The sequence below is a fragment of the Roseixanthobacter psychrophilus genome, assembly GCF_043195195.1.
Classification (GTDB): Bacteria; Pseudomonadota; Alphaproteobacteria; order Rhizobiales; family Xanthobacteraceae; genus NCEH01.
Genome location: NZ_JBAFWT010000025.1, coordinates 1 through 26,525, shown reverse-complemented (window position 1 = coordinate 26,525; position 26,525 = coordinate 1). Strand labels below are relative to the sequence as shown.

Annotated in this window: 24 protein-coding genes; 11 read left to right on the top strand and 13 right to left on the bottom strand. The window is 65.7% G+C overall.

All coding sequences use genetic code 11. The features are described from left to right. Positions 1-35: 35 nt before the first annotated feature. Genes V5F77_RS19285 through V5F77_RS19270 form a run of 4 tightly spaced genes read left to right on the top strand, consistent with a single transcriptional unit; the run spans position 36 to position 3,900 of the window. Complete coding sequence (locus V5F77_RS19285) at positions 36-551, top strand: redoxin domain-containing protein (RefSeq protein WP_429006968.1); 516 nt, start codon at positions 36-38, stop codon at positions 549-551. Further along, complete coding sequence (locus V5F77_RS19280; RefSeq protein ID WP_429006967.1) at positions 548-1,114, top strand: DsbA family protein; 567 nt, start codon at positions 548-550, stop codon at positions 1,112-1,114. The genes V5F77_RS19285 and V5F77_RS19280 overlap by 4 nt, the downstream gene beginning before the upstream one ends. A gap of 48 nt (positions 1,115-1,162) precedes the next feature. Beyond that, complete coding sequence (locus tag V5F77_RS19275) at positions 1,163-2,320, top strand: HlyD family secretion protein (RefSeq protein ID WP_429006966.1); 1,158 nt, start codon at positions 1,163-1,165, stop codon at positions 2,318-2,320. Continuing rightward, positions 2,317-3,900: an MFS transporter gene (locus V5F77_RS19270; RefSeq protein ID WP_429006965.1), complete on the top strand. Its 1,584-nt coding sequence runs from the start codon at positions 2,317-2,319 to the stop codon at positions 3,898-3,900. Before V5F77_RS19275 ends, V5F77_RS19270 begins: the two co-directional genes overlap by 4 nt. An 8-nt stretch (positions 3,901-3,908) precedes the next feature. Here V5F77_RS19270 and V5F77_RS19265 read toward each other — a convergent pair whose 3' ends face one another. Then, on the bottom strand, positions 3,909-4,796 hold the full coding sequence (locus V5F77_RS19265) for a LysR family transcriptional regulator (RefSeq protein ID WP_429006964.1): 888 nt from the start codon (positions 4,794-4,796) through the stop codon (positions 3,909-3,911). 163 nt (positions 4,797-4,959) lie between these two features. On the opposite strand from V5F77_RS19265, the gene V5F77_RS19260 reads away from it, so the two are divergent. Together V5F77_RS19260 and V5F77_RS19255 are read left to right on the top strand one after the other, a co-directional pair. Then, positions 4,960-6,147 (top strand): MFS transporter, encoded by a 1,188-nt coding sequence (locus tag V5F77_RS19260; RefSeq protein ID WP_429006963.1) that lies wholly within the window; start codon positions 4,960-4,962, stop codon positions 6,145-6,147. Next, positions 6,144-7,262 carry an FAD binding domain-containing protein gene (locus tag V5F77_RS19255; protein WP_429006962.1) on the top strand — a complete coding sequence of 373 codons (1,119 nt, stop codon included), beginning with the start codon at positions 6,144-6,146 and terminating at the stop codon, positions 7,260-7,262. The genes V5F77_RS19260 and V5F77_RS19255 overlap by 4 nt, the downstream gene beginning before the upstream one ends. Positions 7,263-7,306: 44 nt before the next feature. Here V5F77_RS19255 and V5F77_RS19250 read toward each other — a convergent pair whose 3' ends face one another. Then, positions 7,307-7,675: a response regulator transcription factor gene (locus V5F77_RS19250; protein WP_429006961.1), complete on the bottom strand. Its 369-nt coding sequence runs from the start codon at positions 7,673-7,675 to the stop codon at positions 7,307-7,309. A gap of 344 nt (positions 7,676-8,019) precedes the next feature. Beyond that, complete coding sequence (locus V5F77_RS19245; protein WP_429006960.1) at positions 8,020-9,549, bottom strand: sensor histidine kinase; 1,530 nt, start codon at positions 9,547-9,549, stop codon at positions 8,020-8,022. Positions 9,550-10,093: 544 nt separating this feature from the next. Between V5F77_RS19245 and V5F77_RS19240 the strand changes: the two genes are divergently transcribed. Continuing rightward, positions 10,094-10,360 carry a hypothetical protein gene (locus tag V5F77_RS19240; RefSeq protein WP_429006959.1) on the top strand — a complete coding sequence of 89 codons (267 nt, stop codon included), beginning with the start codon at positions 10,094-10,096 and terminating at the stop codon, positions 10,358-10,360. Positions 10,361-10,914: 554 nt separating this feature from the next. Here the strand turns inward: V5F77_RS19240 and V5F77_RS19235 are convergent. The 7 genes from V5F77_RS19235 to V5F77_RS19205 all read right to left on the bottom strand — a co-directional run bounded on the left by V5F77_RS19235 (position 10,915) and on the right by V5F77_RS19205 (position 17,950). Then, on the bottom strand, positions 10,915-11,796 hold the full coding sequence (locus V5F77_RS19235) for a helix-turn-helix domain-containing protein (protein WP_429006958.1): 882 nt from the start codon (positions 11,794-11,796) through the stop codon (positions 10,915-10,917). 450 nt (positions 11,797-12,246) lie between these two features. After that, entirely contained in the window at positions 12,247-13,035 is a 789-nt protein-coding gene (locus tag V5F77_RS19230) for an aspartate/glutamate racemase family protein (RefSeq protein ID WP_429006957.1), read from the bottom strand. Between the two features lie 5 nt (positions 13,036-13,040). Next, a complete protein-coding gene (locus V5F77_RS19225) occupies positions 13,041-14,390 on the bottom strand; it encodes an amidohydrolase family protein (protein ID WP_429006956.1) in 1,350 nt (449 codons plus the stop codon). Positions 14,391-14,395: 5 nt separating this feature from the next. Further along, positions 14,396-15,196: an amino acid ABC transporter ATP-binding protein gene (locus V5F77_RS19220; RefSeq protein WP_429006955.1), complete on the bottom strand. Its 801-nt coding sequence runs from the start codon at positions 15,194-15,196 to the stop codon at positions 14,396-14,398. A gap of 5 nt (positions 15,197-15,201) precedes the next feature. Beyond that, positions 15,202-15,855 carry an amino acid ABC transporter permease gene (locus V5F77_RS19215; protein WP_429006954.1) on the bottom strand — a complete coding sequence of 218 codons (654 nt, stop codon included), beginning with the start codon at positions 15,853-15,855 and terminating at the stop codon, positions 15,202-15,204. Positions 15,856-15,927: 72 nt separating this feature from the next. Beyond that, on the bottom strand, positions 15,928-16,812 hold the full coding sequence (locus V5F77_RS19210) for a transporter substrate-binding domain-containing protein (protein ID WP_429006953.1): 885 nt from the start codon (positions 16,810-16,812) through the stop codon (positions 15,928-15,930). A 364-nt stretch (positions 16,813-17,176) separates the two neighbouring features. Next, on the bottom strand, positions 17,177-17,950 hold the full coding sequence (locus tag V5F77_RS19205) for a GntR family transcriptional regulator (protein WP_429006952.1): 774 nt from the start codon (positions 17,948-17,950) through the stop codon (positions 17,177-17,179). 100 nt (positions 17,951-18,050) lie between these two features. Between V5F77_RS19205 and hydA the strand changes: the two genes are divergently transcribed. Then, entirely contained in the window at positions 18,051-19,460 is a 1,410-nt protein-coding gene (gene hydA, locus V5F77_RS19200; protein WP_429006951.1) for a dihydropyrimidinase, read from the top strand. A 56-nt stretch (positions 19,461-19,516) separates the two neighbouring features. Here the strand turns inward: hydA and V5F77_RS19195 are convergent, their stop codons facing one another. Further along, complete coding sequence (locus V5F77_RS19195; RefSeq protein ID WP_429006950.1) at positions 19,517-20,101, bottom strand: biliverdin-producing heme oxygenase; 585 nt, start codon at positions 20,099-20,101, stop codon at positions 19,517-19,519. A gap of 61 nt (positions 20,102-20,162) precedes the next feature. Then, complete coding sequence (locus V5F77_RS19190; protein WP_429006949.1) at positions 20,163-22,397, bottom strand: TonB-dependent hemoglobin/transferrin/lactoferrin family receptor; 2,235 nt, start codon at positions 22,395-22,397, stop codon at positions 20,163-20,165. A 322-nt stretch (positions 22,398-22,719) separates the two neighbouring features. Here V5F77_RS19190 and V5F77_RS19185 point away from each other — a divergent pair, with 322 nt between their 5' ends. Genes V5F77_RS19185 through V5F77_RS19175 form a run of 3 tightly spaced genes read left to right on the top strand, consistent with a single transcriptional unit; the run spans position 22,720 to position 25,523 of the window. Continuing rightward, positions 22,720-23,607, top strand: coding sequence for a heme/hemin ABC transporter substrate-binding protein (locus V5F77_RS19185; RefSeq protein ID WP_429006948.1), 888 nt, complete (start codon positions 22,720-22,722; stop codon positions 23,605-23,607). Then, positions 23,604-24,707 carry a FecCD family ABC transporter permease gene (locus V5F77_RS19180; protein ID WP_429006947.1) on the top strand — a complete coding sequence of 368 codons (1,104 nt, stop codon included), beginning with the start codon at positions 23,604-23,606 and terminating at the stop codon, positions 24,705-24,707. Before V5F77_RS19185 ends, V5F77_RS19180 begins: the two co-directional genes overlap by 4 nt. Before the next feature lie 3 nt (positions 24,708-24,710). Beyond that, positions 24,711-25,523 carry a heme ABC transporter ATP-binding protein gene (locus V5F77_RS19175; RefSeq protein WP_429006946.1) on the top strand — a complete coding sequence of 271 codons (813 nt, stop codon included), beginning with the start codon at positions 24,711-24,713 and terminating at the stop codon, positions 25,521-25,523. A 141-nt stretch (positions 25,524-25,664) separates the two neighbouring features. On the opposite strand, the gene V5F77_RS19170 is transcribed toward V5F77_RS19175, so the two are convergent. Beyond that, positions 25,665-26,525 (bottom strand): cation:dicarboxylate symporter family transporter (locus V5F77_RS19170; RefSeq protein WP_429006945.1); only part of this gene is annotated, 861 nt, incomplete at its 5' end.

Below are 26,525 nucleotides of genomic sequence, written 5' to 3'. Positions count from 1 at the left end.
GTTCCGCCCATTCCCCACCTTTCAGGATCCAGATCATGCCAGACGTGCACACGCACGCGGGGGCCCACGCGCTCGCCGCCGGTCAAACCGCGCCGGATTTCACCCTTCCCGCAACACCGGACCAGCAGGTGGCGCTGTCGGACCTGCGCGGCCAGCCTGTCGTCCTAGCTTTCTATCCCGCCGATTGGAGCCCTGTCTGTGGCGACCAGATGGCCCTCTATAACGAGATGCTGCCGGAGTTTCACCGCTTCGGCGCGCAGCTCCTCGGCATCTCGACCGATGGGGTCTGGTGCCATGCGGCGTTCGAGCGGGATCGCAATTTGCACTTCCCGCTGCTCGCCGATTTCAACCCGAAGGGCGATGTGGCCCGGCGCTACGGCGTCTATCGCGACGCCGACGGCATCGCGGAGCGCGCCCTGTTCGTGATCGACGGCGCTGGCACGATCCGGTGGAGCTACGTCTCCCCACTTGGGATCAATCCCGGCGCGGACGGCATTCTTGCGGCGCTCGAAGCCCTGGCCCCGGCCAACGCACTTGCAGGAGCAAAATGATGAGCAGGCTCAACCCTCCGGTCGGCCCGGGCGATCATGCCCAAGGTCGGGCAGACGCCCCGGTGACCCTGGTGGAATACGGCGACTACCAATGCCCCTATTGCGGCGCCGCCTATGGCGTGGTGCGGGAGGTCCAGCGCCAGATGGGATCGCGGCTGCGCTTCGTGTTCCGCAATTTCCCGCTCACCCAAGTCCATGCGCACGCCCTGCGCGCGGCGGAGTTCGCCGAGGCAGCCGGGAGCATCGGCCGCTTCTGGGAGGCTCACGACATGCTCTACGAGCGCCAGGAGGCACTCCAGGATGGAGACCTCATGGAGTACAGCGCGCTGCTCGGGCTCTCCCGCAATCTGCTGCTCCAGGCGTTCGGTGGCAGCCTCGACGCGAAGATACGGGGCGATTTCACCAGCGGCCTGAGGAGCGGCGTCAACGGAACGCCGACCCTGTTCATCAATGGCCAGCGCTACGACGGACCCTTCGAGGTCCAAAATCTGATCACGGCCCTGGAGTCCGTCGCGGCCGCAGAAGGCGCCACGAACGGTCAGCCGGGCCATCTCACCCTCTGAGCGCGGCCTCGGGGCCGCAGCCTGTCGGGCATGTGAAAGGGGGCGAAAATGAGCGTTTTGGTATCACAGACGCCTTCCGGCCATGCGGTGGGAGCGCCGGCCGATATCGCTGCGGATCGCGTAACGGCACCGGTGCCAGCCCCCCAGGGCACGGTTGCGGCGAGCCTGCGCTGGCTTGCCATTCCGCTGCTCGCGATCGTCTCTGTGGGCGTCCTGCTGGTGTTCGCCAATGGGCACTGGGATCAATGGGCCAGCGCCCTCCCCCTCCAGTCCACCGACGATGCCTATGTCCACGCCGATGTCTCACAGCTCAGCGCCCGCATTAGCGGGAACGTACTTCGGGTGCTGGTCGATGATTATCAGACGGTCCATGCGGGCGACCCGCTGGTGGAGATCGATCCCGCCGATTATCAGGCCGCCGTCGCGGCGGCCGAAGCCAGTGCCGACGGTGCGCGCGCCGCGCTCGGCAATCTGAAAAATCAGGAGGCCCTCCAGCGCAGCCTGATTAGTGAGGCGCAAGCCAATCAGGCCTCCGTCGAGGCGGTGCAGACCGAGATGAGCGAAGAGTTCGTTCGCCAGCAGACCTTGTTGAACGGCGGCCTTGCGGGCACCGCGCAACGCCTGCAGCAAGCCACCGCCAATCTCGACAAGGCCAAGGCCGAGGTCCGCGCAAACAGCGCCGCGATCGAGGCGCAGAAGCGCCAACTCGACGTTCTCATCGGCCAGGAAGGCACGCTGAAGGCCAATTTCGACGCTGCCGTGGCCAATCTGAAAACCAACCAGCTCAAGCTTTCTTACACCAAGGTAACAGCACCGTTCGACGGCATCGTCAGCACGCGCCAGGTCCAGGCGGGCGATTATGTGAACCCCGGCAGCAACCTGATCGCCGTGGTGCCGATCCCCGACGTCTATGTCATGGCGAACTTCAAGGAGACGCAGCTCACCCACGTGGCCCCGGGCCAGAGGGTGGACATTCTGGTCGACACCTTCCCGGGCCAGACGCTGACCGGCCGGGTGGCGCGGATCTCGCCGGCGAGTGGATCCGTCTTCGCCCTTCTGCCTCCAGACAATGCTACCGGCAATTTCACCAAGGTGGTGCAGCGCATCACTGTCCGCATCGCGCTGGAGCCGGGTCAGACGCTGACCAAAAGATTGCGCGCCGGCATGTCTGTGGAGGCACGGATCCACACGGGGGATGCGTCATGACCGCCCTCGCTTCCGCCCCCGGAGCTGTCGGGCCGGCCGGCTATGGTGGGCACCCGGCCTATGCCGCGGCGGCGGTGCTGCTCGGCTCTTTCCTCGTGGGGTTCGACACCCGTCTGTTTTCCATCGGCCTGCCGGATCTGCGCGCGGCCTTCGGGCTCAGCTTCGATCAGGGCGCTTGGCTGAACACCGTCGCCACGGCGCCCCAAATCTTCATCGCACCCGCGGTCGCCTGGATGGCCGCGACCTTCGGTGTCGGGCGGGTCCTGTTCTGGCCGAGCCTCGTCTATGCGGCGGTCTCCCTCGCCATTCCCGAAACCCGCAGTTGGGAAGCCTTGATCATTCTCCATGGGCTGCGCGGATTGCTGCTGGGCGTATTCATTCCCGCCACGATCATGATCATTTTCCGCACCCTGCCGACGCGATGGTGGGTGCCCGCCCTGGCGATCTACGCTTTCCGCCTGGCGTTCTCGCAAAGTGCCGGTGTACTGATCGTGGGATTCTACGAGCAATATCTCGGCTGGCCCTGGGTCTATTGGCAGGATGTACTGCTCGCGCCGCTCATCGGCCTGCTGGTGCGCCTCGGCTCGCCGCGCGAAACCATCGACACCGGCTTGCTCCAGACGGCGGACTGGGGCGGGATGGCGCTGCTCGGCACCTCCTGGGCGCTGATCTATGTGGCCCTCGATCAGGGCAACCGGCTGGACTGGATGCAGTCCGGCCTCGTGGTCACCTTGCTGTGCGCCGGCGGCGTGTTGCTGCTCGGCTTCTTCCTCAACGAGACTTTAGTTCGCGCGCCGTGGGCGAGCCACAAGGTGATCGCGACACCAAACCTGCTCATCGCCTTCCTGCTCATCCTGTGCTTCGACCTCACCAGCATGTCGAACAGCGTGCTGATGCCGGGCTTCCTCACCAATGTTCTCGGGCTGCGGCCGGAACAGATCGGCTGGCCGGTATTTGTCGGCACCGCCGTGCCGCTGCTGCTCACCATGCCGTTGGCGGTGGTGACGATCCGCCTGTTCGACTCCCGCATCGCCATGATGGTCGGCTTCATTGCCTTCGCCCTGGCCGGCGCTTTGGGAACCCGTGTGACCCATGAATGGGCCCCCTGGACCTTCCTTCCCATGGCGCTACTTCAGGCGGTCGGCCAAGGTTTCACCTTTCTCGCCGCCATCGTCTACATCCTCTCCAACGCCGATCCGAAGCGGTCCACGGCCATGGCGGCCTATATCCAGGTGCTGCGCCTGGGCGGCGCTGAGACGGCGGTGAGCCTGATCTCCACTTTTCTGCGGCGACGGGAGCAATTGCACTCCTATCTGCTCGGTCTGCACGTCAGCGGCTCAGGCACTTCGGTGGGCGAAATGCTGAAAGGACTATCCGCAACCTTCGCGCCGCACGGCGGGTCGGCGAGCGAGGCCTACGGGCGGAGCATGTCGACCCTGGCCGCGATGGTGAGCCGAGAGGCGAATATCCTCGCCTATATCGACGCGTTCCAGGTGGCGTTCTGGGCGGCGCTGGGGGGCCTGCTGCTGCTGGCTCTGGCCGGCGCTGCGCCGCGCGGTCCCCTGAGCCCGAAATATTGAGCGCTTCCCTATTTCCCATTTGTCGTTGCGAGGTGGGCATGAAGAGCGGCGACGAATGCCCGAACCTTGGGCGGGACCATGCGGCGCGTGGGATACACCGCCCAGATGTCGAACGGCTCCGGCACGCCATCTTCCAGCCGGACCAGAACGAGCCGGCCGGCGGCCAGTTCCTCCTTCACCTCCCAGGCCGAAAGATTGGCGATCCCAAGCCCGCCGACGCAGGCCTCGTGGATCCCCTCCACCGAATTCGAGCTGAACCGTCCGGCGACCAGAATTTTCACCAGCCGCCCATGATCGAGGAAATTCCAATGCGTCACGCCGGTGGAGGCGATGCAATCGTGGTCGCGCAGGTCCTTGAGCGTTGTGGGCGTGCCGCGCGCGCGCAGATAGGCGGGTGCGGCGCACAGCAGGCGCGGGCTATCGGCCAGCCGGCGCCCCACCAAGGCGCTGTCCGTGAGCCGAGCGATGCGCACCGCAAGGTCGATCCCTTCGGCCACGATGTCCACCATGCTGTCGGTGAGCAGGAGATCCAGACGCACCTTGGGATGGGCGCGCAGGAAACCGGCCGCGAACGGCGCCACCACCTTGCGCCCGAAGGCGGCGGACGCCGACACGCGCAACAGGCCGGCGGGCTCGGCCTCACCCGCGCGGACGCTGGCATAGGCGGCCGCCTCCTCCTCCAGCAGCGCCTCGGCGTGCGGCAAGAAGGCCGAACCTTCCTCGGTCAGTGCCAGGGATCGGGTCGTGCGGTGCATGAGACGCACGCCCAATTCGTCCTCAAGAGCCGCGAGGGCGCGGCTGACAGCCATGGGCGACAGGCGCAGGCGTCGACCGGCCTCCGCAAGGCTGCCGGCCTGCGAAGCCTCGATGAGAATGCGCAGCGCCTGAAAATCCATCCCACCTCCATCATAACAACAACAGATATATTCGCGTATCAACTTTCATAACTACATCAAAAATCGATAGCCGCTATCTTCCCCCATCCAGGGCGGAGCCCCAAGGGGCGCTGCCCATGCCGCAGGGCGCGAACGACGCGGCCGCTGCCGCAGGAGAAGCCACATGACCACCACCCATGCCCAAACCCGGGCGCCGAGCTACGGGCCAATCTTCGCCATGGCGACGGCGGCCGGAATCGCGGTCGCCAACATCTATTACAATCAGCCGATGCTCGCGGTGATCGAGCGCGATCTTCCGGGCGGCCTCACCCCGCTCGTACCCACGGCGACCCAGATCGGCTATGCCGCCGGCCTGTTCCTTCTGGTGCCGCTGGGCGACCTGCTGGAGCGGCGGCGGCTGATCGTGCTGCAATTTCTCGCGCTGGCGATCGCGCTGGTGCTGGCCGCGACCGCGGGCACCGCACTTCTGCTGCTCGCGGCCTCGCTGCTGGTCGGGCTCGCCGCCACCGTCGCGCAACAGATCGTGCCGCTGGCCGCCCACCTCGCACCGCCGGAAAAGCGGGGCGCGACCGTTGGGACGGTGCTCTCGGGCATTCTTGCAGGCATTTTGCTGAGCCGGACGCTTGCGGGCTTCGTCGCCGCCCATGCGGGATGGCGCGAGATGTTCTGGCTGGGCGTGCCCATGGCCCTTCTCGCTGCCGGCCTGATGGCCCTGACCTTGCCGCGCAGCGCACCTGAGACGCGCTCCGATTATGGCCAGCTGCTGGGTTCGCTCGGCCAACTCTGGCTTGAATTCCCGACCCTGCGGCGGGCGGCCCTGACCCAGGCGCTGGTGTTCGGTGCCTTTACCGCATTCTGGACCGTGCTCGCCTTCCGCCTGCAGGAGCCGGCCTTCGGCCTTGGCGCGGAAGCCGCCGGCCTGTTCGGCATCCTCGGCCTGGTCGGTGTCTTCGCGGCCCCGATCTCCGGCCGTTTCGCCGATAAGCGGGGACCGGAAAGCGTGGTCATGTTCGGGGCCGGGCTGACGCTGGTGTCATTCCTGGTCTTCCTTGCGTGGCCGCAGATCGCGGGGCTCGTGGTGGGGGTAATTCTGCTGGATTTCGCGATGCAAGGCGCGCTGGTTTCCAACCAGCACATCGTGTTCGCGCTGCGCCCCTCCGCCCGCTCGCGCCTCAACACGATTTTGATGGGCACGATGTTCCTCGGCGGCGCCGGGGGCTCAGCGGTGGCGACCTATGCCTGGATGGCTGGCGGCTGGGCAGCCGTGTGCGCCGCCGGAATGGCGCTCGCCGCAGCCGCCTTGATCCTGCAACTCGCACCGCGCTTCAGCGCAAAACGGAGCGTGTCATGAAAGGGAAAGTGCTGATCGTTGGCGGCTCCATCGGCGGCCTGTTCGCCGGTGTGCTCCTGCATCGCGCTGGTTTCGACGTGGCGGTGTATGAGCGCTCCACGCAGGGGCTGGATGGCCGGGGTGCCGGCCTCGTGGCCCAGCAGGATGTGTTCACCCTCCTGCGCGAGGTCGGCGTCGAACGCCTCGCGCGGTTTGGCGTCGTCGCCCACGAGCGCATCCATCTCGATCGCGCCAATCACGTGATTCAGCGCCAGAGGACGCCCCAGACCCAAATCTCCTGGGATCTGCTGTTCCGCACCTTCCGCGAGATGCTGCCGCCGGAGCTGTATGTCGGCGGTGCGCACGTCACCTCCGTTTCACAGGATGGCAACGGCGCCAGCATCCAGTTGGCCGATGGCCGGACATTTGAAGGCGACCTCGTCATCGGCGTCGACGGACTGGGGTCGAGGGTGCGCGAAGCGGTCGCCGGCAGGCCGCAGGCGCCGCGCTATGTCGGCTACGCCACCTGGCGCGGTCTTGTGCCGGAACATCTCGTACCGCAGCGCGCAGCCGATGTCCTGTTTGAGCGGTTCGCCTTTTTCGACGCGGTCCGATCGCACGTGCTGGGCTATCTCGTGCCGGGTTCGGACGCTTCCCTGGAGCCCGGCCGGCGGCGTTTCAACTGGGTCTGGTACCGTCGCTATTCCGATGCGGAACTGACGCAGGTACTCACCGACGCAGAGGGCACGCGGCACCCCTTTTCGCTGCCGCCCGGCGCAGTTTCGCAAGCGCGGGTTCGCGCATTGCACGCCGACGCCGGCCTCCTGCTGCCGGAAGCCTTCGCAGACGCCGTACAGGCCGAGAGCCAGCCCTTCATTCAGGCGATCTATGATTATGAAGCGCCGCGCATGGTGAACGGTCGCGTCGCGCTGCTGGGCGATGCTGCCTTTGTTGCTCGTCCACACACGGCGATGGGAGTGGCTAAGGCGGCAGGCGATGCCATGGAGCTTCGCAATAGCCTGGTGGGGGAGCCCACCCTTGAAGCTGCCCTGGAGCGCTACGCACGGGCGCGCGAGAGTGTGGGCGCACAGATCGTGGCTTATGGCCGCCAGCTCGGGGGGATGCTCGATCTTTGAGCGAAGACCGTGGCCCGGCGCGGGAACGCCAACGTCGGTTGCGGTCAGGCGGGCGTGCCGTCCGAGCCGATGGCATTCTCGATATAACCCGCGAGGAGATCGGCTTTGAAGGGCTTATGGAGGATCCGCACGCGTTGCCCGAGCTTCTGACGGACGCCCTCTTCTGAAAAGGCGGTAATAAAGATGAAGGGTATGGCGCTCCGGCGCCGCACCAACTCCTGGTACAGCCCGATCCCGCCCATTCCCGGCATTTGCACGTCAGAGATGATGCAGTCGCTATCGAGCGCCGCCGGCGAGGCTAAGAACTCCTCAGCCGAACCGAAGGCCCTCGCCTCAAAGCCGAGCGAGCGCACCAAACTCCCAGTCGCCTTGCGGACGGCCAGTTCGTCGTCGATGATAGAAATCTTTCCCAAGGTAGGTATGGCCCTGTTGGCGACGTCTTCAGATTGCAAAGGCGCGCATCAGTTTCATGTAAATAATGACGGGAATGACCGGACAGGTGAATCATACAGTGGTTTATCGAAATGACGCCTTGGCTCGGTCCGCCCGGCGCTTCTGCGTAAGCGTCACGGATATCTGGAGAAGATCGTCGCACGACCGCTCCCCCGTTGTCCTCATTACGCGCCCTTTGCGACTTTTGCCGGAATGCTTCTGAGATCCATAGGCCTCACGGGCTGCTTGCCGTGCGACAGGCGGATCTGAGTGCGAGGAGTGCGGGGAATCGCCACCGCGACATGGCGCCAGGGCTTTCCAGCATTCATGCCGCAACCTGCGGCGTCGCGGGCAGGATGAAATGAAAGGAAACGCCGCGCTCGGGATTGCGCGTTGCCCAGATCAACCCGCCATGGGCTTCGATGATGGAGCGGCAGATGGACAATCCCATGCCCATGCCGGTGGGCTTGGTTGAGAAGAAGGCGGTAAACAGATTGGCCATGGCGTCGGGTGCGATGCCCTTCCCTGTATCCGTCACGGTCACCATGAACCCTTCCGACGGCGTGCCTGCGGGCGCGTCTGCGAGCTGGGTCTCATGGTGCACCCTGATCGACAGCGTGCGAACCGGCAGATCGGCCATTGCGTGGATCGCATTGATGACGAGGTTGATGACCACCTGCTGAATCTGCACGCGATCCGCGACGATCAGAAACCGGTTGGGCTCCAGATCGAGTCGAAGCGCGACGCCTTGTTCGGACAGCTCGCGTTCCACCAGAGCGACGGCTTCGGCAACGGCGGCCGAGAGATCCAGGGTGGCGCGCTCGGGCTCTCCCTTCGTTGCGAGCTTGCGCAGCCGCTTGACCACATCGCCGGCGCGCCGACCTTCCCGCACCATCTCGCCGAGGCATTCGCCAACTTCCTCGAGATTGGGCGGGGTGCGGGAAAGCCATCGCATGGCCGCTTCACCATTGGTGACGATCGCGGCGAGTGGCTGATTGACCTCGTGGGCGATGGAGGCCGTGAGTTCGCCGAGGGTAACCACCCGCGCGACGTGGGCGAGCTCCGCGCGGGATTGTTCGAGCGCCCGCTGGGCATGAATTCGGTCGGTAATGTCGACGATGCTGACCAGCACATTGTCATAGGGGTCGGCGCCGGTGGGGAACGTGGCGTTCATCAGGATCGAGCACCGGTCGCCCCGAATGGTGCGGATAACGGTCTCATAGGAAAAGCGGGCGGCGCCCTCGTAATAGGCGAGGATGAATTCGCGGAATGAGGCCTGGGTCTCCGGCAGGAAGACATGAGCGAGCTGCGCCATGAATTCCGGCCGATCCGAAGCCCCCACGAGATCCATCGCCGCCTCGTTCACATCCACAACCCGCACCAGCGAGAGGCACCGGCGCAGCGCCTCCGGGGAACGTTCGAAATGACCGCGCAGGTCGGTGATGCCCTCGGCTCGTAGGCGATCCAGCTCGCGGGTGACCTGGCTGAGGTCTTCTTCCCAGATCGAGACCGCGGTGGATTGGAAGATGCTCCGGTAGCGGCGCTCGCTGTCCAATAGGATGCGCGTCGCCCTTTGATTACGAAGGCCGAGGACGGTCGCGATCAGGATGGCGAGGAGACTGACGGCGCAGCGCAGCAGCGGCGGCCCCGCCTGATATTCGCCATGCTCGATCAGATAGGCGAGGACCGTCAATGAGGCACAGCCCAGCGACACCAGAACCAGCCCGCGCGTCCGCGTGAAGCTCACGGCCATCAGGACGACGACGACGTACAGGACGGCGATTGCGATGCCCACCGAACTGAAGGTGTCGAATATGAAGATCGCGAGAGCAAGCCCGGCCGCCGATACCGGCATGGCGACGCCGCCCGGCAGCCCTCCAATTCCGGCCAGAGCGCGGCCCCTGCGTCGCGCTTCGATCGCCCTCAAAACACCCAATGTCCTGCTCCAATTTGGAATGAAAAACGATGCTGCGGCCTCTCCGAGCGACGCGTTGAATGTAGCCCGACGCTAGGGAAAGGTTGGCTTATACGTTGGTATATTTTTGCGCGTCTGCAGCTTTACGCTTCCGCGGCGCATCATCGACCGGGTTGTACAATGCTTGAACCTCATGGGCTGAGTGTAGGCTGCCCGATCGAGGCGGTTCGACGATGGCTCCCGGCACGGGCCATATGGCGAACGCCCTACCCTCCGAGCAAGCGACGCCGGAGCCATGCGGCGGGGGAAGCTGTAATGCGGCGCGCTTTGGAGCAGCAAGTCATCCCCCCGACATACCTCGGTATGCGCCCATAAACCAATGATGATCCCGTTTATACCGCGATATAATTCTAAGACGACCCTGTGTCTGGCACCATTCATCTCGTCGGGTGGCCGTCACCCCTTGAGGAGATGTAAGATGAAAATGAGCTTTGTTCTTGTCGGTGCCGCTCTGGGCGCCATCGTCGCCAGCAATTCCGCCTTCGCCAATGGCACGGATACCGGTTATCGCGCAGCTTATCCCGCTTCGGACGAAAGCGTTGCGGCCGATAACGCGACCACCCCGCTGTTCATGGCGAGCCCTGTGGAAAACTATTCGACCCCCGCTTTCACCGCCGTGCGCCGGGCGGCGCCCGCCGTGACGTTCCAGGATCCCCACTGGGGTCCGGCTGACGACGCCACCGACGACTGAGCACCGTTGACCTTCCCCAACGCCGGCCGTGCACGTCCCCTTGCGGACCCACGGCCGGCGCCGAAGGAAGACTGAACGAGGCAAGGTGCCGGTGGGCACGACAGGATCTTTCCACGTTTTCTCGCCGCCTGCCCTGGCGACGGCGCGAAAGCGTGGCAGTCTTGTTTTGTTACCGGGCACCAGAACGCGCTCCGTTTGCGCGAGCGGCAGGGACAGAAGGCGACTTCCGCGCAAGCCTCGCTCGCACAGGAGGGCAGGACTGGAAGCCAACGTTGGTCGACGCCGCACCGATGCGGCCGCTCCGATCACACCCTTCGAAGGGTGGTGCCGCGCATCAAACTGAAAGGCCGGAGGCTTTCCGTGGCGCCATACGAGACGCCACTCCTGAGCGCCTACTCCGCCACAACGTTCAACAGAAAAGGGCGGAGTGCCACAGCGTGGCCTCCGCCCTTTTCTGTTGATTGCTGCGAACCTGCCAGAAGGCATCCGGGGCGCAGCGTCATAATTGTTTGGGGCACAGGTGAAGCGCGCAAATGTCCCGCGCTCCTCCGGTTTCAGGCGCGGGCACGATTGGCGCTGCGCCACCGGTAGGGCGTCTCGCCGACGAAGCGGCGAAACACGGTGGTGAAGTGGGCCTGGGTCTGAAATCCGACGCCGAGCGCCACCTGAACCACGCTTTCCTTCGTCTCCAGAAGCATCTGGCAGGCACGCTCAATGCGGCGGCTCATCAGATATTCATGCGGGCGCTGGCCGGTCGCGATGCGGAACTGGGCCGCGAAATGCATCCGGCTCAAGCCGGCCGCCTCGGCCATGTCGGCGAGGGAAACGCTCTCCCCAAGGTTCGCATCGATATAGGCCTCGACACGCTTGAGGCGCCACTTGGGGAGGCCGGACCGCGCGCGCGGCGCGGCGGGCACGGGCTCCGGATCGGTCTTCAGCGCGGGCACCTGGGGCGCATCGAGGCTGAGCATGCGGGTGACGATGGCAAGGCGCACCGCATCGGCATAGACGCCGCCGAACTCCCCGGTGCCGATTTCGGCCGCTGCGAGCGCGCGAGAGAGAAGCTGCACCACGCCGTCATGGGTGGCAGCTGTGCGCGATGCGGTTTCGTATCCACCGGCGGCGGATGAAGCGTCTTCGCGCGCATGCTGGTCAGCCGGTCCAGCGATGGTGCTGCGCTGCACCTCCACAACCCGCAACGTCGCCGGTGTCCCCGTCGTGTCGGAAGAGAGAGCGATCACAAGCTGCATGTGCGGCAGGCGGAGGGACAGGTGGTTTGCGTTGCCCTCGCGCGGCATCTGCACACCGGGAGCGAAGCTGAAGTCAAAATCGGCAATCGAGCGAAACACCGATCCTTCCGCGTGCACCAGGGGGATAATGTCCCCTGAAACCGCTTTGGCTCGGCCGTCGAACAGCGAAGACATATGAAGCGACATGGCCCTGATCCTCATCAGCGTTGAGAAAGCCGCTGACGTGGTGCCCCAGGTGGTCATTCCAGGTACGCTTTTAGGGATATTCTTTTCCCGGGCGCATCAAGACTGACCATCTGTACCGACGACATCAGCAATCACCGTTTGGTGATGTGCAGATGATAGAAAATCGGGCGGATCACTCCAGTCTACCTGGGTTTCTCACGGTATATGATGAGTTTATATCTCATATACGTTGGTATAGCGCCGTGCTCCGTAACGCTTGAAATCGATGGAGATCCGCTCGTCCGCAAGGCCGAGCCCAAGCACGAACGTGCGCTCCCGAACCGTTTTGAAAGAAGGTGTCCATTTTCGCCCGGGCCGTGTTCACGCCGCAGCTGCCCTTGGACTTGCCACCGGGAGCCAACCTTCCACGAACGGTCGGCACCCGGAACGAACCAGACCGCGCCAGTGCCGTCAGGCGCTGCCGGCAGCGGCTGGAACAGGGGTCTCCGCAGGACCCGGCCGATGCTCCATCCAGGCCCCGAGCGCAGGCGAGAGGCCTGCGGCCGGCTTGGGGCCGGGCCGGGCGAACCGCCCGGCCCGCGCCGGACGCGGCTTCATACGCGCCAGGAGCTGAGCCTGGCCGATGGCGGCAGACAGCGGATCCACCAAGGGGACCGAAACCTGGTCGGCGATGCGGGACGCGAGCCCGGTCAGCGGCGCGCCGGCGAGAATGACCACGTCGGCACCGTCCTCATGCACCGCGCGCTCGGTCTGCGCCACCAGTTCGCCTTCCAGCTCGTGCTGCACCGTCGCGACCGAGTGGAAGCCGACATCCGGCACGCGGATGCTGGCGCAGCGCGCATCCAGCCCGCTCAGGCTCACCGCATCCTCGTACCAGGCGACGAGGGTGCGGGAAAAGGTGATGATGGAAAAGCGGCGGCCGAGCATGCAGGCCGTGAGCATCGCCGCCTCGGCCATGGCGGTGATGGGCAGATCGAACAATTCGCGCGCCGCGATCAGGCCGGGATCGCCGAACGCCCCGATGACGATGGCATCGGCATCGGCCTGATGCTCGGCAATCATCTCCAGCGTGATCGTCCCCGCGATCAGGGATTCCGCCCGGCTCGCAATATAGGGCATGCCGCGCACGGCGGTCATGGCGACCAGGTCCACGTCCGGGTTCAGCACCGAAGCGGCGGTCGCCACCATGCGTTCGGTCATGTCCGCCGAGGTGTTGGGATTGATGAGGAGAATCCGCATGGTCTTCAGGCCTCCCGCGCCCGGGCCCAGAGCGCGCGGATCGCCGCGTCAGCCTCGCGCCGGATCGTCTCGGCATCGGCCTTGGTGGGCGCCCCGTCCGCAACCACGATTTCCCCGTCGACCACCACCATCTCCACATCGCGCCCCTGGGCGACGTGCACCAGATTCCCGAGCGCATTCATCATCGGCGTCAGGTGCGGCCGGCGGAAATCGAAGGCCACAAGATCCGCTTGTTTTCCGACCTCGATGGAGCCGATGCTGTCTTCCAGCCCCATGGCGCGGGCCCCGCCCATCGTCGCCATCTCGAACACCGTCGCGGGCTGCCAATCGGCGGTCACCGATCCAAGCTGGATGCGCCCCACGGCCAGCGCCCAGCGCATGGTCTCCACCATGTCGGCATGCATGTTGTCGGTGCCGAGCGCCAGCTTCGCGCCCGCAGCCCGCAGCTTCTGAGTCGGGGCGATGGTGGCGCCGGTGGCATTGCCCTTGGCGATATGGGCGACATGGGTCCCCGCCCGGCCGATGCGGGCGATGTCGCCTTCGCTGACATGGATGCAATGGACCGCGAGCAGCCGTTCGTTGAGCAGGCCGACCTCATCGATCAGTTCAGGCGGGCTCTTGCCGTCGCGCTCGCGAATGCGGGCAAGTTCCACCTTGCTCTGCGAGAGATGCGTCGTCACGCGCAGCCCGTTCGCCTGCGCCGCCTCGGCGATCCGGCGCAGGAACGGCGTGGAGCAGGTGTCGGGCGCATGGGCGGCGAGCTGAACGCCGATGCGGCCCCCGCTCTTACCCTCATAGCGGGCGGCAAGGTCGAGGGCGTCCTGCAACGTCCGGTCGCCGATCGAATCCACATGCTCCCAGCGCCCCTTGGAGACGCCGGAAAAATCCACATCATGGATGCGGCCGCAGGACCAGACCCGAAGGCCCAGCTCTGCCATGGCGGGCGTGACGATATCGGCGTGAACGAAGGTGTCGTTGATGAGCGTGGAGCCGAACAGCATCGCCTCCAGCGCGCCAAGCCGGGTGATGGCATAGGCCTCGTCCGGCGTCACCATATGGCCCTGCGGAATGCCGGGGGTATAAGCCGGAGCGAAGCCGAGATCCTCGGCGACGCCGCGCACCATGCTGAGATTGGCGTGGGTGTGCACGTTGACGAGGCCGGGCGTGATCACCCGTCCCGGCAAGGCGATGGTGCGGGCAGCCGGCGGCGGCGCACGATCGGGAGAAGCCGCTTCGATGCGGGCGAACCTCCCGTCGGCTATGGCGATTAGACCATTCTCGAAGGTCGTACCGGCGGCATCGCCGGTCAGGACGGTGGCGCCCGTGATGAGGAGATCGTAGAGCGGTTCAGGCATGGACATCACCGATTCAGGACGTGGGCGAGGAAGCGTCGGGTCGTCTCTTCGCGCGGCGCGGAAAAGACGGCCTCGGGCGGGCCTTCCTCGACGATGTGGCCGTCGGCCATGAAGATCAGCTTGTCGGCGACGCGGCGCGCGAAATTCATCTCGTGGGTGACCACCACCATGGTCATGCCCTCGCTGGCGAGCGCGCCCATCACGTCGAGCACCTCGTGCACCAGTTCGGGGTCGAGCGCAGAGGTGGGTTCGTCGAACAGGATCAGGCGCGGCTCCATCGCGAGCGCGCGGGCGATGGCGACCCGCTGCTGCTGGCCGCCGGAGAGCTGCGAGGGGCGCTTGTCCATATGCGTCGCAAGGCTGACCCGCGCGAGTTGAAGCGCCGCCCGCTCATTGGCCGCCTCCCGCGACAGGCCGAGCACCTTGCGCGGGCCGATCGCGACATTTTCCAGCGCGGTGAGATGGGGAAACAAATTGAAGCGCTGGAACACGAAGCCGAACATGCGGCGCTGAATTGCGAGCCGCGCCTCGCTCAGCGGCTCCCAACGGGCGTCTTCGCCCACATAGGCGCCGCCGATGGGCTCTCCCGACAGCTCGATCTCGCCGGCGTTCGGCGTTTCGAGATAGTTGAGGCAGCGCAGAACCGTGGTCTTGCCAGAGCCGGAGGGCCCGATCAGCACCATGGTCTGCCCGGCGTTCAGATCGAACGAGATGCCCTTCAAGATCTCGCGCTGGCCGAACGTCTTGCGCAGATTGCGCACGCTGAGCAGCGGCTTTTCGCGCGGGGCGTGGAGTTCGGATGTCATGATCATCACCACACCGGCAGGCGGCGTTCGATCACCCGCGATGCGTACGACAGCACCGAGATGATGGCATAATAATAGATCGCCAGCAGGGCGAAGATTTCGAGCGGCGCGAAGTGGGAGGCGATGATCGCCTGCCCGGAGCGCGTCAGCTCATAGACCGAAATCACCGAGAGAAGGGACGTGTTCTTCAGCAACGTGATCAGATCATTGGTGAGGGCCGGCATCATGGGGCGGATCGACTGCGGCAGCAGCACATGGAGCAGGATCTTGTCCTGGGTCATGCCGATCGATTTCGCCGCCTCGGTCTGTCCCTTCTCCACCGCCCCGACCGTTCCTCGCACGATCTCGGAAACGTAGCCCGAGCAATTGAGCGAGAGCGCGATAACACCGGCCCAGAATTCACCGAGCCGCAAGCCCATGAGCGGCAGGCCGAAGAACACGATGAAGATCTGGATCAGCAACGGCGTGCCGCGGATGAAATCCACATAGGCCCGCACGAGAAAGCGCGCCCAGGTCCAGCCGCCGAGCGAAATGAGGCCGAGCGCGATGCCACCGGTGAGCCCGAAGACCGCGGCGACGGCCGCGATCTTGAGGGTGGTCACCGTGCCCTCGGCAAGCAGGGGAATGGCCATCTCGACGACGACCCAATCTATGCTCATGGTGTTTTTGAACCTAACGGAGACGCGGACCGGGGGCGCACCGGCGCCCCCGTCCGAACCTGGAACGCGCGATCAGGAGAAGGTCGGGATGGTGTCGGAGAGCTGCATCCGCACGCCGAACCATTTTTCCTGAAGCTTGTAGATTTCCCCGTTCGCCTTCAGCGCATTGATGCGCTCGTTGAGGAAGGCGATCAGGTCCACATCCTCCTTGCGCGTGCCGATGCCGGCCCAGTTGCGCGGGCCGATATCGCGCACGATGGCGTATTTGCCCGGCGCGTCCTTCACCACCTGCGTGAGCGTGGCGAGCGAGTTGATCACCCCATCCACCGAGCCCTGCGCCAGTGCCAGATAAGCGGCGGGATGGTCGTCATAGGCCTTCACCTCGGAGAAGCCCTTGCCGGTTGCAGCCTTCAGCTTCTCGTCGAGCTTGGTCTTCATGGTATCGCCGGCCGAACCGAGCTTCACGCCCAGTATCTTCCCGGACATGCCGTCGAGCGACTTGATCTTGTCCGCGTCCGACGCGCGGATCAGCATTTCCTGCGTGGCCTCGGTATAGGGGATCGAATAGCCCACCTTCGCGACCCGCTCCTTGGTGTAGGTCAGGGAGGTCATGATGAGATCGAAATTGCCGGCGTACAGCGCGGGAATGACGCCGGCCCAGGCGGTGTCGATCAACTCCACCTTCACGCCCAGGGGCGCGAACAGGGCGTTCGCGAGATCCACGTCATAGCCGACGATGGCGCTGCCTTCGCGGAACGTGAAGGGACGATAGGACGCCTCGACGCCGATGCGGACCACGCCCGCCTTCTTGATGTCCGCGATGGTGAGCGCAGCGGCGAGGGCGCGTCCGGAGAAGGTGCCCAAGGCCGGCAGGGCCAAGGCACCGACCGCGAGCGAACCGGACATTTTCAGGAAGCCGCGGCGGGAGGGGGCGGGTCGGTTCTTGGGGAAGGTCATGGCAATCTCTTTGTTGCTTGAGACGCGAAAACGATGACACACTCAAATCAAATTGCATGCCATTGCATTTTCATTATTTTATGCAATAACTTAGGCATAAATCACCAGTGCGGCACCGCTGAATGATTGAGCGCGCGCAACTCAAACTTTGGGCATCTGTCTATATTTTAAGCATCGGGGCCTCCCTCCGCGACAGGGGAGCCGGCCCGATGGGAGCCGGCTTTGCCAACCGCATCGAAGGATGGCGCGGCGCTGGCGTGGGACCGGCGCGCGGTGTCCGAAAGCGGCACTGTCTCGCTCCCGCGCCCGTAATTTGTGCAGCCGAAATCGTCCCCCGTTCCGATCCGCGCCGGATCGGCGGCCGTCAGGCGGAGTCGGCGACCTCAAGCGCGAGCTCCGCGGCCGTGATCGCGCCCAGCACCGCGCACACCGTTTCGCCGGTGCGGATCAGATGCCGGCGCCAGACCGTGCGGGCCAACTCCGGATCGCGGCGATGAAACGCCTGCATCGCCGCTTCGTGCTCCTCCACCGATTCCGCCCAGCGCGCGGGATCGAGGATCGCCATGTAGCGACCCCGCCGCGCCCGCAGCATGAGATTGGCGTGGGTGGCGATGAGCACCGGGTTGGCGCAGGAGCGCACGATCGCGTCGTGGATCGCGCTGTTCAGTTCAAAATACGGATCCTTCTCGCGCCGCTCGAAATGGGCGCACATGCGGGCATGCATATCGTCCAGCGCCGCGAGGTCGTCGGCGCCGATGCGCACCACCGCGAGTTCGGCCGCGAGGCTCTCCAGCCCGGCGATGACCTCGAACAGGTTGGAGGCCTCCTCGGGCGTGAACGACATGATCCGCGCGCCCTTGTTCTGCGAGATCTCGATCAGCCCCTCGGCTTCCAGCAGCTTCAGGGCCTCCCGCAACGGCGTGCGCGAGACCTTCAGCCGCTCGCACAGGGCGCGCTCGATGATCCGCCCGCCGGGCGGCATCTCGCCCCGAATGATCAGGTCCCGCAGCGTGTCGGCGATCTGACGCGCGAAGGGCACCCGGCGCGACAAGGTGGTCTGCGGACGCGGCTGGCGCGGCGCGCCGTTGCCCTTCGCGGCGCTCCGCTTGATGGCCGCAATTCCGCTCGCGCGCTCCATGATGTTCCCGGCCGATCCTGCTTCGCTCTGCGGGGCAATCTACGCTGCGGCGCCCGCGTCTGGCAAAATATCCCCTGCCCTTCCCCGGAGAATGCACGCCATGAGTGCTTATGATCTCGTCATCCGCAATGGGCGCATCGCCACCGCGGCGGATGTCTTCACCTGCGATATCGGCATCAAGGACGGCCGCATCGCCGCGCTCGCCACCGGCCTCGATGCCGCGCAGGTGATCGATGCCACCGGCAAATGGGTGCTGCCGGGCGGCATCGACAGCCATGTGCATCTCTCCCAGCCCTCGGGCGAGGGAATCGTCATGGCCGACGATTTCGCCAGCGGCACGCGCTCCGCCGCGCTCGGCGGCAACACGACGATCCTGCCGTTCTGCCTCCAGGGCCAGGGCCAGTCGCTGCGCGCGGCTTTGAAGGCCTATCACGCCCTGGCGGATGGCGAATGCTATGTGGACACCTCCTTCCACCTGATCATTTCCGACCCGACCGAACAGGTGCTCGGGCAGGAACTGCCGGCCCTGGTGGAAGACGGCTATCCCTCGTTCAAGGTCTTCATGACCTATGAGGGTCTGGCGCTCACCGACCGCCAGATCCTCGAAGTGATGGAGGTCGCCCGGCGCACCGGCGCCCTGGTGATGGTCCATGCCGAGAATTACGACATCATCCGCTTCCTCACCGACCGGCTGGAACAGGAGGGCAAGGTGGCACCGCGCTTCCACGCCGCCTCCCGTCCCGCCATCGCCGAGCGCGAGGCGACCCATCGGGCGATCTCGCTCGCCGAACTGTCCGACGTGCCCCTGATGGTGGTGCATGTGTCCAATCGCGAGGCGATGGATGAAATCCGCCGCGCCCAGGCCAAGGGCCTCAATGTGATGGGCGAGACCTGTCCGCAATATCTGGTGCTGACCGCCGATGACCTCGACGGCCTCAACATGGAGGGCGCAAAATATGTGTGCTCGCCACCCCCGCGCGATGTCGAGAGCCAAATCGCCTGCTGGGAAGGCTTGCAGCAGGACGTGTTCTCGGTGTTCTCGTCAGATCACTGTCCGTTTCGCTACGATGACCCGCACGGCAAGCTGGCACCCAAGGGGCGCACCAGCTTCCGCTGGGTGCCGAACGGCATTCCCGGCGTCGCCGCGCGGCTGCCGATCCTGTTCTCCGAAGGGGTGATGAAGGGCCGGATCGACATCAACCGCTTCGTCGCGGTGACATCGACCAATCATGCCAAGGTCTACGGGCTCTATCCCCGCAAGGGCACCATCGCCGTGGGCGCGGATGCGGACATCGCCATCTGGGACCCGGAGGCGCGCGTGGAACTGACCCACGATCTGCTTCAGGACGGCTGCGATTACACGCCCTACGAGGGCATGGCGATCCAGGGCTGGCCGGTGCTCACCATGGTGCGTGGGCAGGTGGTGGTGCGCGACGGCAAACTTGAAGGCCGCAAGGGTCACGGCACGCATCTGCCCCGCACCCTGCCGCCCCGGCCTGTGCAGGGGTAATCCACGCATGCGAGCGCCGGGAGGCGATGCGCCGGGTCATCGCCCGGCGCCGAACGCTATGCCAGTTCGTCTCGCACCAGATTCAGCACATAGCCGAACGCCCCGACCGCCGCCGCCTCGGCGCGCAGATCCTCGATCGGGGTGAGGGAGATGGCGTCGAGGGCTTGGGTGAATCGCCGCCAATGCAGGCCGCGCCCTTCGCCATGGGCCGCAAGGTGCCGCGCGCCGAAGGCCTCGGACAGATCGATCCGGCTCGCCGCCTTCAACAGGAAGGCCGCGCCCATGTTCGAGCCCTCCACCACATAGAGCCAACCCAGCGCCTCGGGTGTGGGGAGGATCGGGATCTCATGGGCCAATTCGGGCAGCGGCACGCCGAGGTCCGCAAAGTCGCGCTCCACCGCCGAGAGCCGTTCGCGCTCGGCAAGTCCGGGCAGGATCGGCTGGAGAAACGGCGCCGCGTACAGAGGCGCCACTTGCCGGTGCAGCCGATACTGGAAGCGCAGGAAGCGGGCATAATTGCCCAGGTCGGCGAACGGCGCGGCAGCCATCACGGCCGCGTCGACCTGCTCGTGAAGCGCCGTCGATGCCGCGCGCAACCGCTTGGCGCGGCTTTCTTCGAGAATCTCTTCGTGAACCGTCATAGACCGCGCTCCATCGACGCCCGGATGTCCGGTGTCCGGCCTGGAATGAATATCTTGCCGCTCATTTCACGATCCGCGCGGGCGCGCCGGAGGCCAGGGCGCCGCCGCCGAAGCGGATGGTCAATCCGCCCTTCACGGTGAGTCCGGCGCTCGGCAGGAAGTTCTCGAACTGGGTATACTGCTCGTTCAGCAGGTTCTCGACCGAGAGCTGCATCATCACGTTTTCCGAGGGCTGGTAGCCGAGATAGGCGCTCACCAGATTGAAGCTCGGCGAGGGGTCGTAGACCGAATTGGTCGGCAGATCCTCGGCCGTCTTGGCGGCCACCGCGGTCCAGCGCAGGGCGAGGCTGAGCTTGCGCTCCAGGAACCGCAGCCCGACCGTGGAGGTGATCTGGTCCGGCGGCACCGAGGCTAGCGGCTGGCCGGCGGTGGGGCCGGCGGTTGCCTTGCCGGTGCTGGTCTGGCCGGAAAGGCCCGCGAACCACAAGCCCGCGTCGTAATTGCCCTCGAACTCGAAGCCCTCAAGCTGAGCCTCGGCGACATTTTGGTATTGCGCGAGCGAATAGGGGTTCTGCAGCGCCGCCGGGCACCGCACGAAAGACGGCAGCGTGACTAGGCAGGAGGCCGGCCCATAGGTCACGAGGTCGATATAATTCTCCACATCGTTGCGATAGATGTTCGCCTTGATGCGGACCTTGTCGCCCTTCGTGAACAGGTCGTCATACTTGATATTGACGCCGAGTTCCTTGTTCTTGCCGACTTCCGCCTGGAGGTCCGGGTTCGGCACGAAGCTGAACGGCGCGGCGCCGCCGGGGAACACGGCGGGGTGCGGGCCGGCGACCAGCGCTTCGGTGACGCTCGGGGCGCGATAGCCCTCGGCATAGGTGCCGTAGAAGGTGAACCAGGACAGTGGCGTGATGCCGATGGTCAGCTTCGGCGAGAGATGATCGCCGCTATTGGTCGTACCGTCGCCGGACAATTCATAGCTGTCATAGCGCAGGCCGGCGATCGCCTGGAACCAGGTGGAATAGTTCGCCTGCCACTGCACGAACCCGCCGCCGACGCCGCGCTCGCCCGAGGGGTTGTAGCCGTCGCCGAAGCCGTAATTGTCGATGTTGCTGACTTCGTCATGGAAGTAATCGCCACCGATGGTAACGGCGTTGCGGACCGGCCCGAAGTCGAACCGCGAGGTATTATTGACGTCGAAGCCGAGCGTATCGATGGTAAAGCTGCGGGGGTTTCCCACGGCGCCGGTGATGAGGTTGGAACTGCCGGCGACCTTGGTCTGGTCGAGCGCGACCTGGTTCCAATAGACGCTGCTGCGCCAATCGAACAGGCGGTCGTCGGGGTTCGAATAGTTCCAACTCGCCGTCACAGTCCGGTTCGTGACGTCGGTGGCATATTGCGTGGAGGTCGGCGTCACCGCGCCGTCGCTGGTGGTGTAGCTGCTGTCGTAATTGAGCGCGGTGACCTTCACTTCATGGAAATCGGCCGGGCGCACCGTGACCTTGGCGATGCCCGTCCATGTGTCATAGCCGGAATTCTGCACCACATTGCCATTGCCGTCCTTGTAGTCGGACTGGCTGCGATAGGTGCCGCCGGCGAATACATCCACGTTCTGGCCGATATGGGTGGCGGCGAACAGGGAGCCGAAGCCCATGGGGCCGTTGGAGCCGAACTCGGAATTGCCTTCCACGCCCCAGGTGTTGCCCGGCAGGATGATGTCGTTGGCATCCTTGGTGCGCATCGTCACCACGCCGCCGATGGCGCCCGAGCCGAAGATGTTGGAGACCGGTCCGCGTACCACGTCCACCCCGGCCACCAGCCCCGGCTCCAGGAAGAAGCTGCCGGCCTGATTGGCATGGCCGAGCTGGGTGAAATCCTGCCGCGCGCCATCGACGATCACCGCGACCCGGCCGAAATCCTGCAGGCCGCGGATATTGATGGAGGTGCCGGAGGAGTTTGCGTTCTGCAGGGCCGTGGTGCCGGGCATGCCGGTGAATAGGTCTAACATCCGGCTGGCCATGAGCGGCTCAAGCTGGTCCTCGCGCAGCACGCTGACGCCAGCCAGCGTATCGATGGCGAGTTGCTCGGTCTTGGTTGCGACCACCGTGATGGCATCCAGCGCTATGGTATCGTCCGGTCCGGGCTGGACGATCTGCACCGGGACCGCCTGGGGCGCCGATTGCGCCCAAGCGAAGCCGGTGCCGGCGCAGATCGCCGCGATCGCGACGCTGGATAGCCGGGCTCCGCGCAAGCGGACGTGCGTTCGCTGTCCCGCGAGGGTGCGAGTCATGTCAAGGCTCCTGGTGAAGAGGCTTCTGGCTACCACCCGAGAGGGCTTTGCGAGCTTCGGCGCAGCGATGCGCCCCACCCTTCGCCTAAGGTGTGGTCACCGTCAGGTCAAGTGGATTAGCTCTAATATTGTAATGCAATTCCGATTGGCGCATGAAAACATCTCATATTGCATGCGCTTCGTTTTGTTTTTTCATTATAAAAGTTCAAAAATTAGCGCTTAATCCAGCACATCTCATGAAGAGGAAAACGAAATGATTCGACTTTCAAATCATTTTACTACTTACAAGAGGGCCATTAGAATTAGACTTGTATCAATTCTAATGGCTATCTTGTTCATTTGCGGGCTCGCGCCCGCGGCGACAGAGGATGGGCGGCCCGCACAGGACACGTCCCGCATCGTCTCCATCGGTGGCGCCGTGACCGAGACGTTGTTCGCCCTGGGCCTCGGCAACAAGGTGATCGCCGTCGACCAGACGAGCACCTACCCCGCCGCCGCCGGGGCGCTGCCCAATGTGGGCTATGCGCGCACCCTGACCCCCGAAGGCGTGCTCTCCGTCGGCCCGAGCCTGATCCTCGCCATCGAGGGGTCCGGTCCACCCGAAACGCTGGCGGTGCTCAAGAGCGCCTCGGTGCCGGTGGTCATGATCCCCGAGGGGCACGATGCCGAGGGCGTGATCCGCAAGGTGGAGGCTGTGGCCGGCGCGGTCGGCGCAACCGAGGCCGGGGCACGGTTGGTGGCGGCGCTGAAGGCGGATTTCGCGCAGGTTGCAGGCGATGTGGCGCGCCTTGAGAACCGGCCGCGCGCCGCCTTCGTGCTCTCCGCCGCCAGCGGCACGGCCGTGGTGGGCGGCGCCGGCACCAGCGCCGACGCCATGCTCCGCCTCGCGGGGGCGGAGAATGCCATGTCCGGCATCACCGGCTACAAGCCCGCCGTGGACGAAGCCGCATTCGCCGCCGATCCGCAGGCGGTGGTTGTGATGAGCGGCGCGGGACAGGTACTCACCGCGCCCATGATCTTCGCTTTGCCCGCCTTCAAGGGCACCACGGCCGCCCGAGACGATCGTTTCGTGGCCTTGCCCGGCTCCTATCTCCTCGGGTTCGGCCCCCGCACGCCGCAGGCGGTGCGCGATCTCGCCCTTGCGCTGCGTCCCGGCGAAACCCTTCCCTCTTTGCCACCGCGCTCCTGGGCACAGGAAGCGATGCCATGAATGGCGATGCGTTGAGCGGCAAGACCGTCAGCGGACAGCCGCGCTCAGAGCGCACCACGGTGTGGTCGGCGCGGACCGGGCTGGGGGTGTTCGCGCTCCTCGCCCTCCTTGCCTTCTTCGCCGCATTGGCCATCGGCCCCGTGACGCTGCCGCTCACGCGCGTCTGGCAAGTGTTGACGCAAGCGCTGGCGGGGCACGTCACGCCGGCTGGCGCGGGGGTGCGCGATTGGGTGATCGTGCTGGACGTGCGCCTCCCGCGCGCCGTGCTGGGCGCGCTGGTGGGGGCGGGCACGGCGGTGGCCGGGGCGATCATGCAAGGGGTTTTCCGCAATCCCCTGGCCGATCCCGGCCTCATCGGCGTATCGCCCGGCGCGGCCCTCGCCGCGGTCGCCTGGATCGTGCTCGGCGCGAGTGCCGCTTCCGCGCTCCCTGTTGCGATGCGTCCGCTCGGCCTGCCGCTCGCCGCCTTCGCCGGGGGGCTCGCCACCACCTTGCTGATCTCCCGGCTTGCCATGCGGGAGGGCTACACCTCCATGGCGACGCTGCTGTTCGCCGGCCTTGCGCTCGGCGCGCTGGCGAGCGCGGGCACCGGCGTGCTGGTGTTCATGGCGAGCGAGCAGCAATCGCGCGAATTCCTGTTCTGGACCCTCGGCAGCCTCGGCGGCGCCACCTGGCTGAAGGTGGCCATGACGGCGCCCTTCGTCCTCGCTTTGCTGGCCGCCTCGCCGCTGCTGGCGCGGGGCCTCGACGCGCTGGCATTGGGCGAAGCGGAAGCCTTCCACCTGGGATTGAGGGTGGAACATCTCAAGCGCATCGCCATCATCCTGGTGGCGGCGGGCGTCGGCGCGTGCGTGGCCGCGACCGGCGTCATCGGCTTCATCGGCCTCGTCGTGCCCCATCTGGTGCGACTCTCCATCGGCCCCGCCCATCGCGCCCTGCTGCCGGCCTGCGCTCTGCTCGGCGCTGCGGTCCTGCTCGGCGCCGACATCCTCGCTCGGATGATCGCCGCGCCCGCGGAACTGCCGCTCGGCGTCGTCACCGCATTGGTGGGCGCGCCGTTCTTTCTCTGGCTGCTGCGGCACCGAACGGCGATCGGGTGAGGCATGTACGAGACCCATGATCTGGGCCTGACCCTCAATGGCAAGACTTTGCTCGACGGCGTCAGCATCGCCATCCGCCCCGGCGCGGTCACGGTGGTGGTCGGCCCCAATGGCGCGGGAAAATCCAGCCTGCTCAAGCTGTTGGCGGGCGAACGCAAGCCGACGCGCGGCCGGGTGACATTGGATGGCGCCGATCTCGCGGGCCTTGCCGCCCCGGCCCTCGCCCGGCGGCGCGCGGTGCTGCCGCAGGCCGCCGACGTCGCCTTTCCCTTCAGCGTGGGCGAAGTGGTGGCCATCGGCCTCGGCGGCGGCGCGGGCGGGCGCACGTCGGCCCATGTGGCGCGGCTGCTGGCGCGCGTGGATCTGCCGGACTTTGCCGCGCGCCGATATGATTCACTTTCGGGCGGTGAGCGCCAGCGGGTTCATCTCGCGCGGGTGCTCGGCCAGTTGGAGAGCGGCGATCCCACCACGCCGCGCTATCTGCTGCTGGACGAGCCCACCTCCAGCCTTGATCTGTCGCACCAGCTCCTGGTGCTGCGCCTCGCGCGCGCCCATGCGGCGGCGGGTGGCGGCGTGCTGGCGGTGCTGCACGATCTCAACCTCGCCGCCATGGTGGCGGATCGCATCCTCTTGCTCGCCATGGGGCGCATCCTGGCGGAAGGACCACCGGAGCAGGTGCTGACGGATGCGATATTGGCGCAGGGGTTCGGGGTTCAGGTCCGAGTGAACCTTGTTCCCTCCAGCCCCTTCATTCTTCCCCAGAGCGTCGCGGGATGGCGGGATGAGGGCGAAGGCGAAGCGGCACCTGCGCTCTGAGCCCGGCGTCGGACGCTTGGGGATCGAATGAAGGGGGCGCAGGGCCGCCCTGCACGGGGCCCTGCGAGGAGGAAGCATGCAGGCGCGACGCCTCTCCCGAGGAAGAGCGCCGCGCCTGGTTGAGACCGAAACGGTCGAGGATCAGGCCGCCGGACGGACGGCGACCGCTTCGCCCTCCAGCACCACCGGGCGATCCAGCAGCGTGTCGGGATCGAGGGTGCCGGCGAGGGCGCGGGCGAGCTGGTCCTTATCCAATTCCCCTTCCCAGCGCGCGACCACAATGGTGGCCACCGCATTGCCGATGAAGTTGGTGATGGCGCGGCATTCCGACATGAAGCGGTCGATGCCGAGAATGAGCGCCATGCCCGCCACCGGAACCGCCGGCACCACCGACAGCGTCGCGGCAAGGGTGATGAAGCCCGCCCCCGTGATGCCGGCCGCGCCCTTCGAGCTGAGCATCGCCACCAGCAGCAGGACCACCTGGTCGGTCAGGCTGAGGTCGATGCCGGTTGCCTGAGCGATGAACAGCGCCGCCAGCGTCATATAGATGTTGGTGCCGTCGAGGTTGAACGAATAGCCGGTGGGGATCACCAGCCCCACCACCGACTTGGCGCAGCCGGCCCGCTCCATCTTCTCCATCAGGCTCGGCAGCGCCGCCTCGGACGAGGACGTGCCCAGCACCAGGAGCAATTCCTCCTTGATGTAGCGCAGCAGGGCGATGATCGAGAACCCGTTGTAGCGCGCAACCGCGCCCAGAACGATGAACACGAACAAACCGGCCGTCAGATAGAAGGTGCCGACCAGCATGGCGAGGTTGGCCACCGAGCCGATGCCGTATTTGCCGATGGTGAAGGCCATGGCGCCGAACGCGCCGATGGGGGCGGTCTTCATCAGGATCGCCACCAGGCGGAACATGGCCTGGGAGAGCGAGTTCAGCACCGCCATCACCGGGTTGCCGCGATCGCCGATGGCGGCCAGCGCGATGCCGAACAGCACGGCGAA

Coding starts and splice junctions, on each gene's coding strand:
- V5F77_RS19285 (WP_429006968.1), top strand. CDS start 36: ATGCCAGACGTGCACACGCACGCGGGGGCCCACGCGCTCGCCGCCGGT.
- V5F77_RS19280 (WP_429006967.1), top strand. CDS start 548: ATGATGAGCAGGCTCAACCCTCCGGTCGGCCCGGGCGATCATGCCCAA.
- V5F77_RS19275 (WP_429006966.1), top strand. CDS start 1,163: ATGAGCGTTTTGGTATCACAGACGCCTTCCGGCCATGCGGTGGGAGCG.
- V5F77_RS19270 (WP_429006965.1), top strand. CDS start 2,317: ATGACCGCCCTCGCTTCCGCCCCCGGAGCTGTCGGGCCGGCCGGCTAT.
- V5F77_RS19265 (WP_429006964.1), bottom strand. CDS start 4,796: ATGGATTTTCAGGCGCTGCGCATTCTCATCGAGGCTTCGCAGGCCGGC.
- V5F77_RS19260 (WP_429006963.1), top strand. CDS start 4,960: ATGACCACCACCCATGCCCAAACCCGGGCGCCGAGCTACGGGCCAATC.
- V5F77_RS19255 (WP_429006962.1), top strand. CDS start 6,144: ATGAAAGGGAAAGTGCTGATCGTTGGCGGCTCCATCGGCGGCCTGTTC.
- V5F77_RS19245 (WP_429006960.1), bottom strand. CDS start 9,549: ATGCCGGTATCGGCGGCCGGGCTTGCTCTCGCGATCTTCATATTCGAC.
- V5F77_RS19240 (WP_429006959.1), top strand. CDS start 10,094: ATGAGCTTTGTTCTTGTCGGTGCCGCTCTGGGCGCCATCGTCGCCAGC.
- V5F77_RS19235 (WP_429006958.1), bottom strand. CDS start 11,796: ATGTCGCTTCATATGTCTTCGCTGTTCGACGGCCGAGCCAAAGCGGTT.
- V5F77_RS19230 (WP_429006957.1), bottom strand. CDS start 13,035: ATGCGGATTCTCCTCATCAATCCCAACACCTCGGCGGACATGACCGAA.
- V5F77_RS19225 (WP_429006956.1), bottom strand. CDS start 14,390: ATGCCTGAACCGCTCTACGATCTCCTCATCACGGGCGCCACCGTCCTG.
- V5F77_RS19220 (WP_429006955.1), bottom strand. CDS start 15,196: ATGACATCCGAACTCCACGCCCCGCGCGAAAAGCCGCTGCTCAGCGTG.
- V5F77_RS19215 (WP_429006954.1), bottom strand. CDS start 15,855: ATGAGCATAGATTGGGTCGTCGTCGAGATGGCCATTCCCCTGCTTGCC.
- V5F77_RS19210 (WP_429006953.1), bottom strand. CDS start 16,812: ATGACCTTCCCCAAGAACCGACCCGCCCCCTCCCGCCGCGGCTTCCTG.
- V5F77_RS19205 (WP_429006952.1), bottom strand. CDS start 17,950: ATGGAGCGCGCGAGCGGAATTGCGGCCATCAAGCGGAGCGCCGCGAAG.
- hydA (WP_429006951.1), top strand. CDS start 18,051: ATGAGTGCTTATGATCTCGTCATCCGCAATGGGCGCATCGCCACCGCG.
- V5F77_RS19195 (WP_429006950.1), bottom strand. CDS start 20,101: ATGACGGTTCACGAAGAGATTCTCGAAGAAAGCCGCGCCAAGCGGTTG.
- V5F77_RS19190 (WP_429006949.1), bottom strand. CDS start 22,397: ATGACTCGCACCCTCGCGGGACAGCGAACGCACGTCCGCTTGCGCGGA.
- V5F77_RS19185 (WP_429006948.1), top strand. CDS start 22,720: ATGGCTATCTTGTTCATTTGCGGGCTCGCGCCCGCGGCGACAGAGGAT.
- V5F77_RS19180 (WP_429006947.1), top strand. CDS start 23,604: ATGAATGGCGATGCGTTGAGCGGCAAGACCGTCAGCGGACAGCCGCGC.
- V5F77_RS19175 (WP_429006946.1), top strand. CDS start 24,711: ATGTACGAGACCCATGATCTGGGCCTGACCCTCAATGGCAAGACTTTG.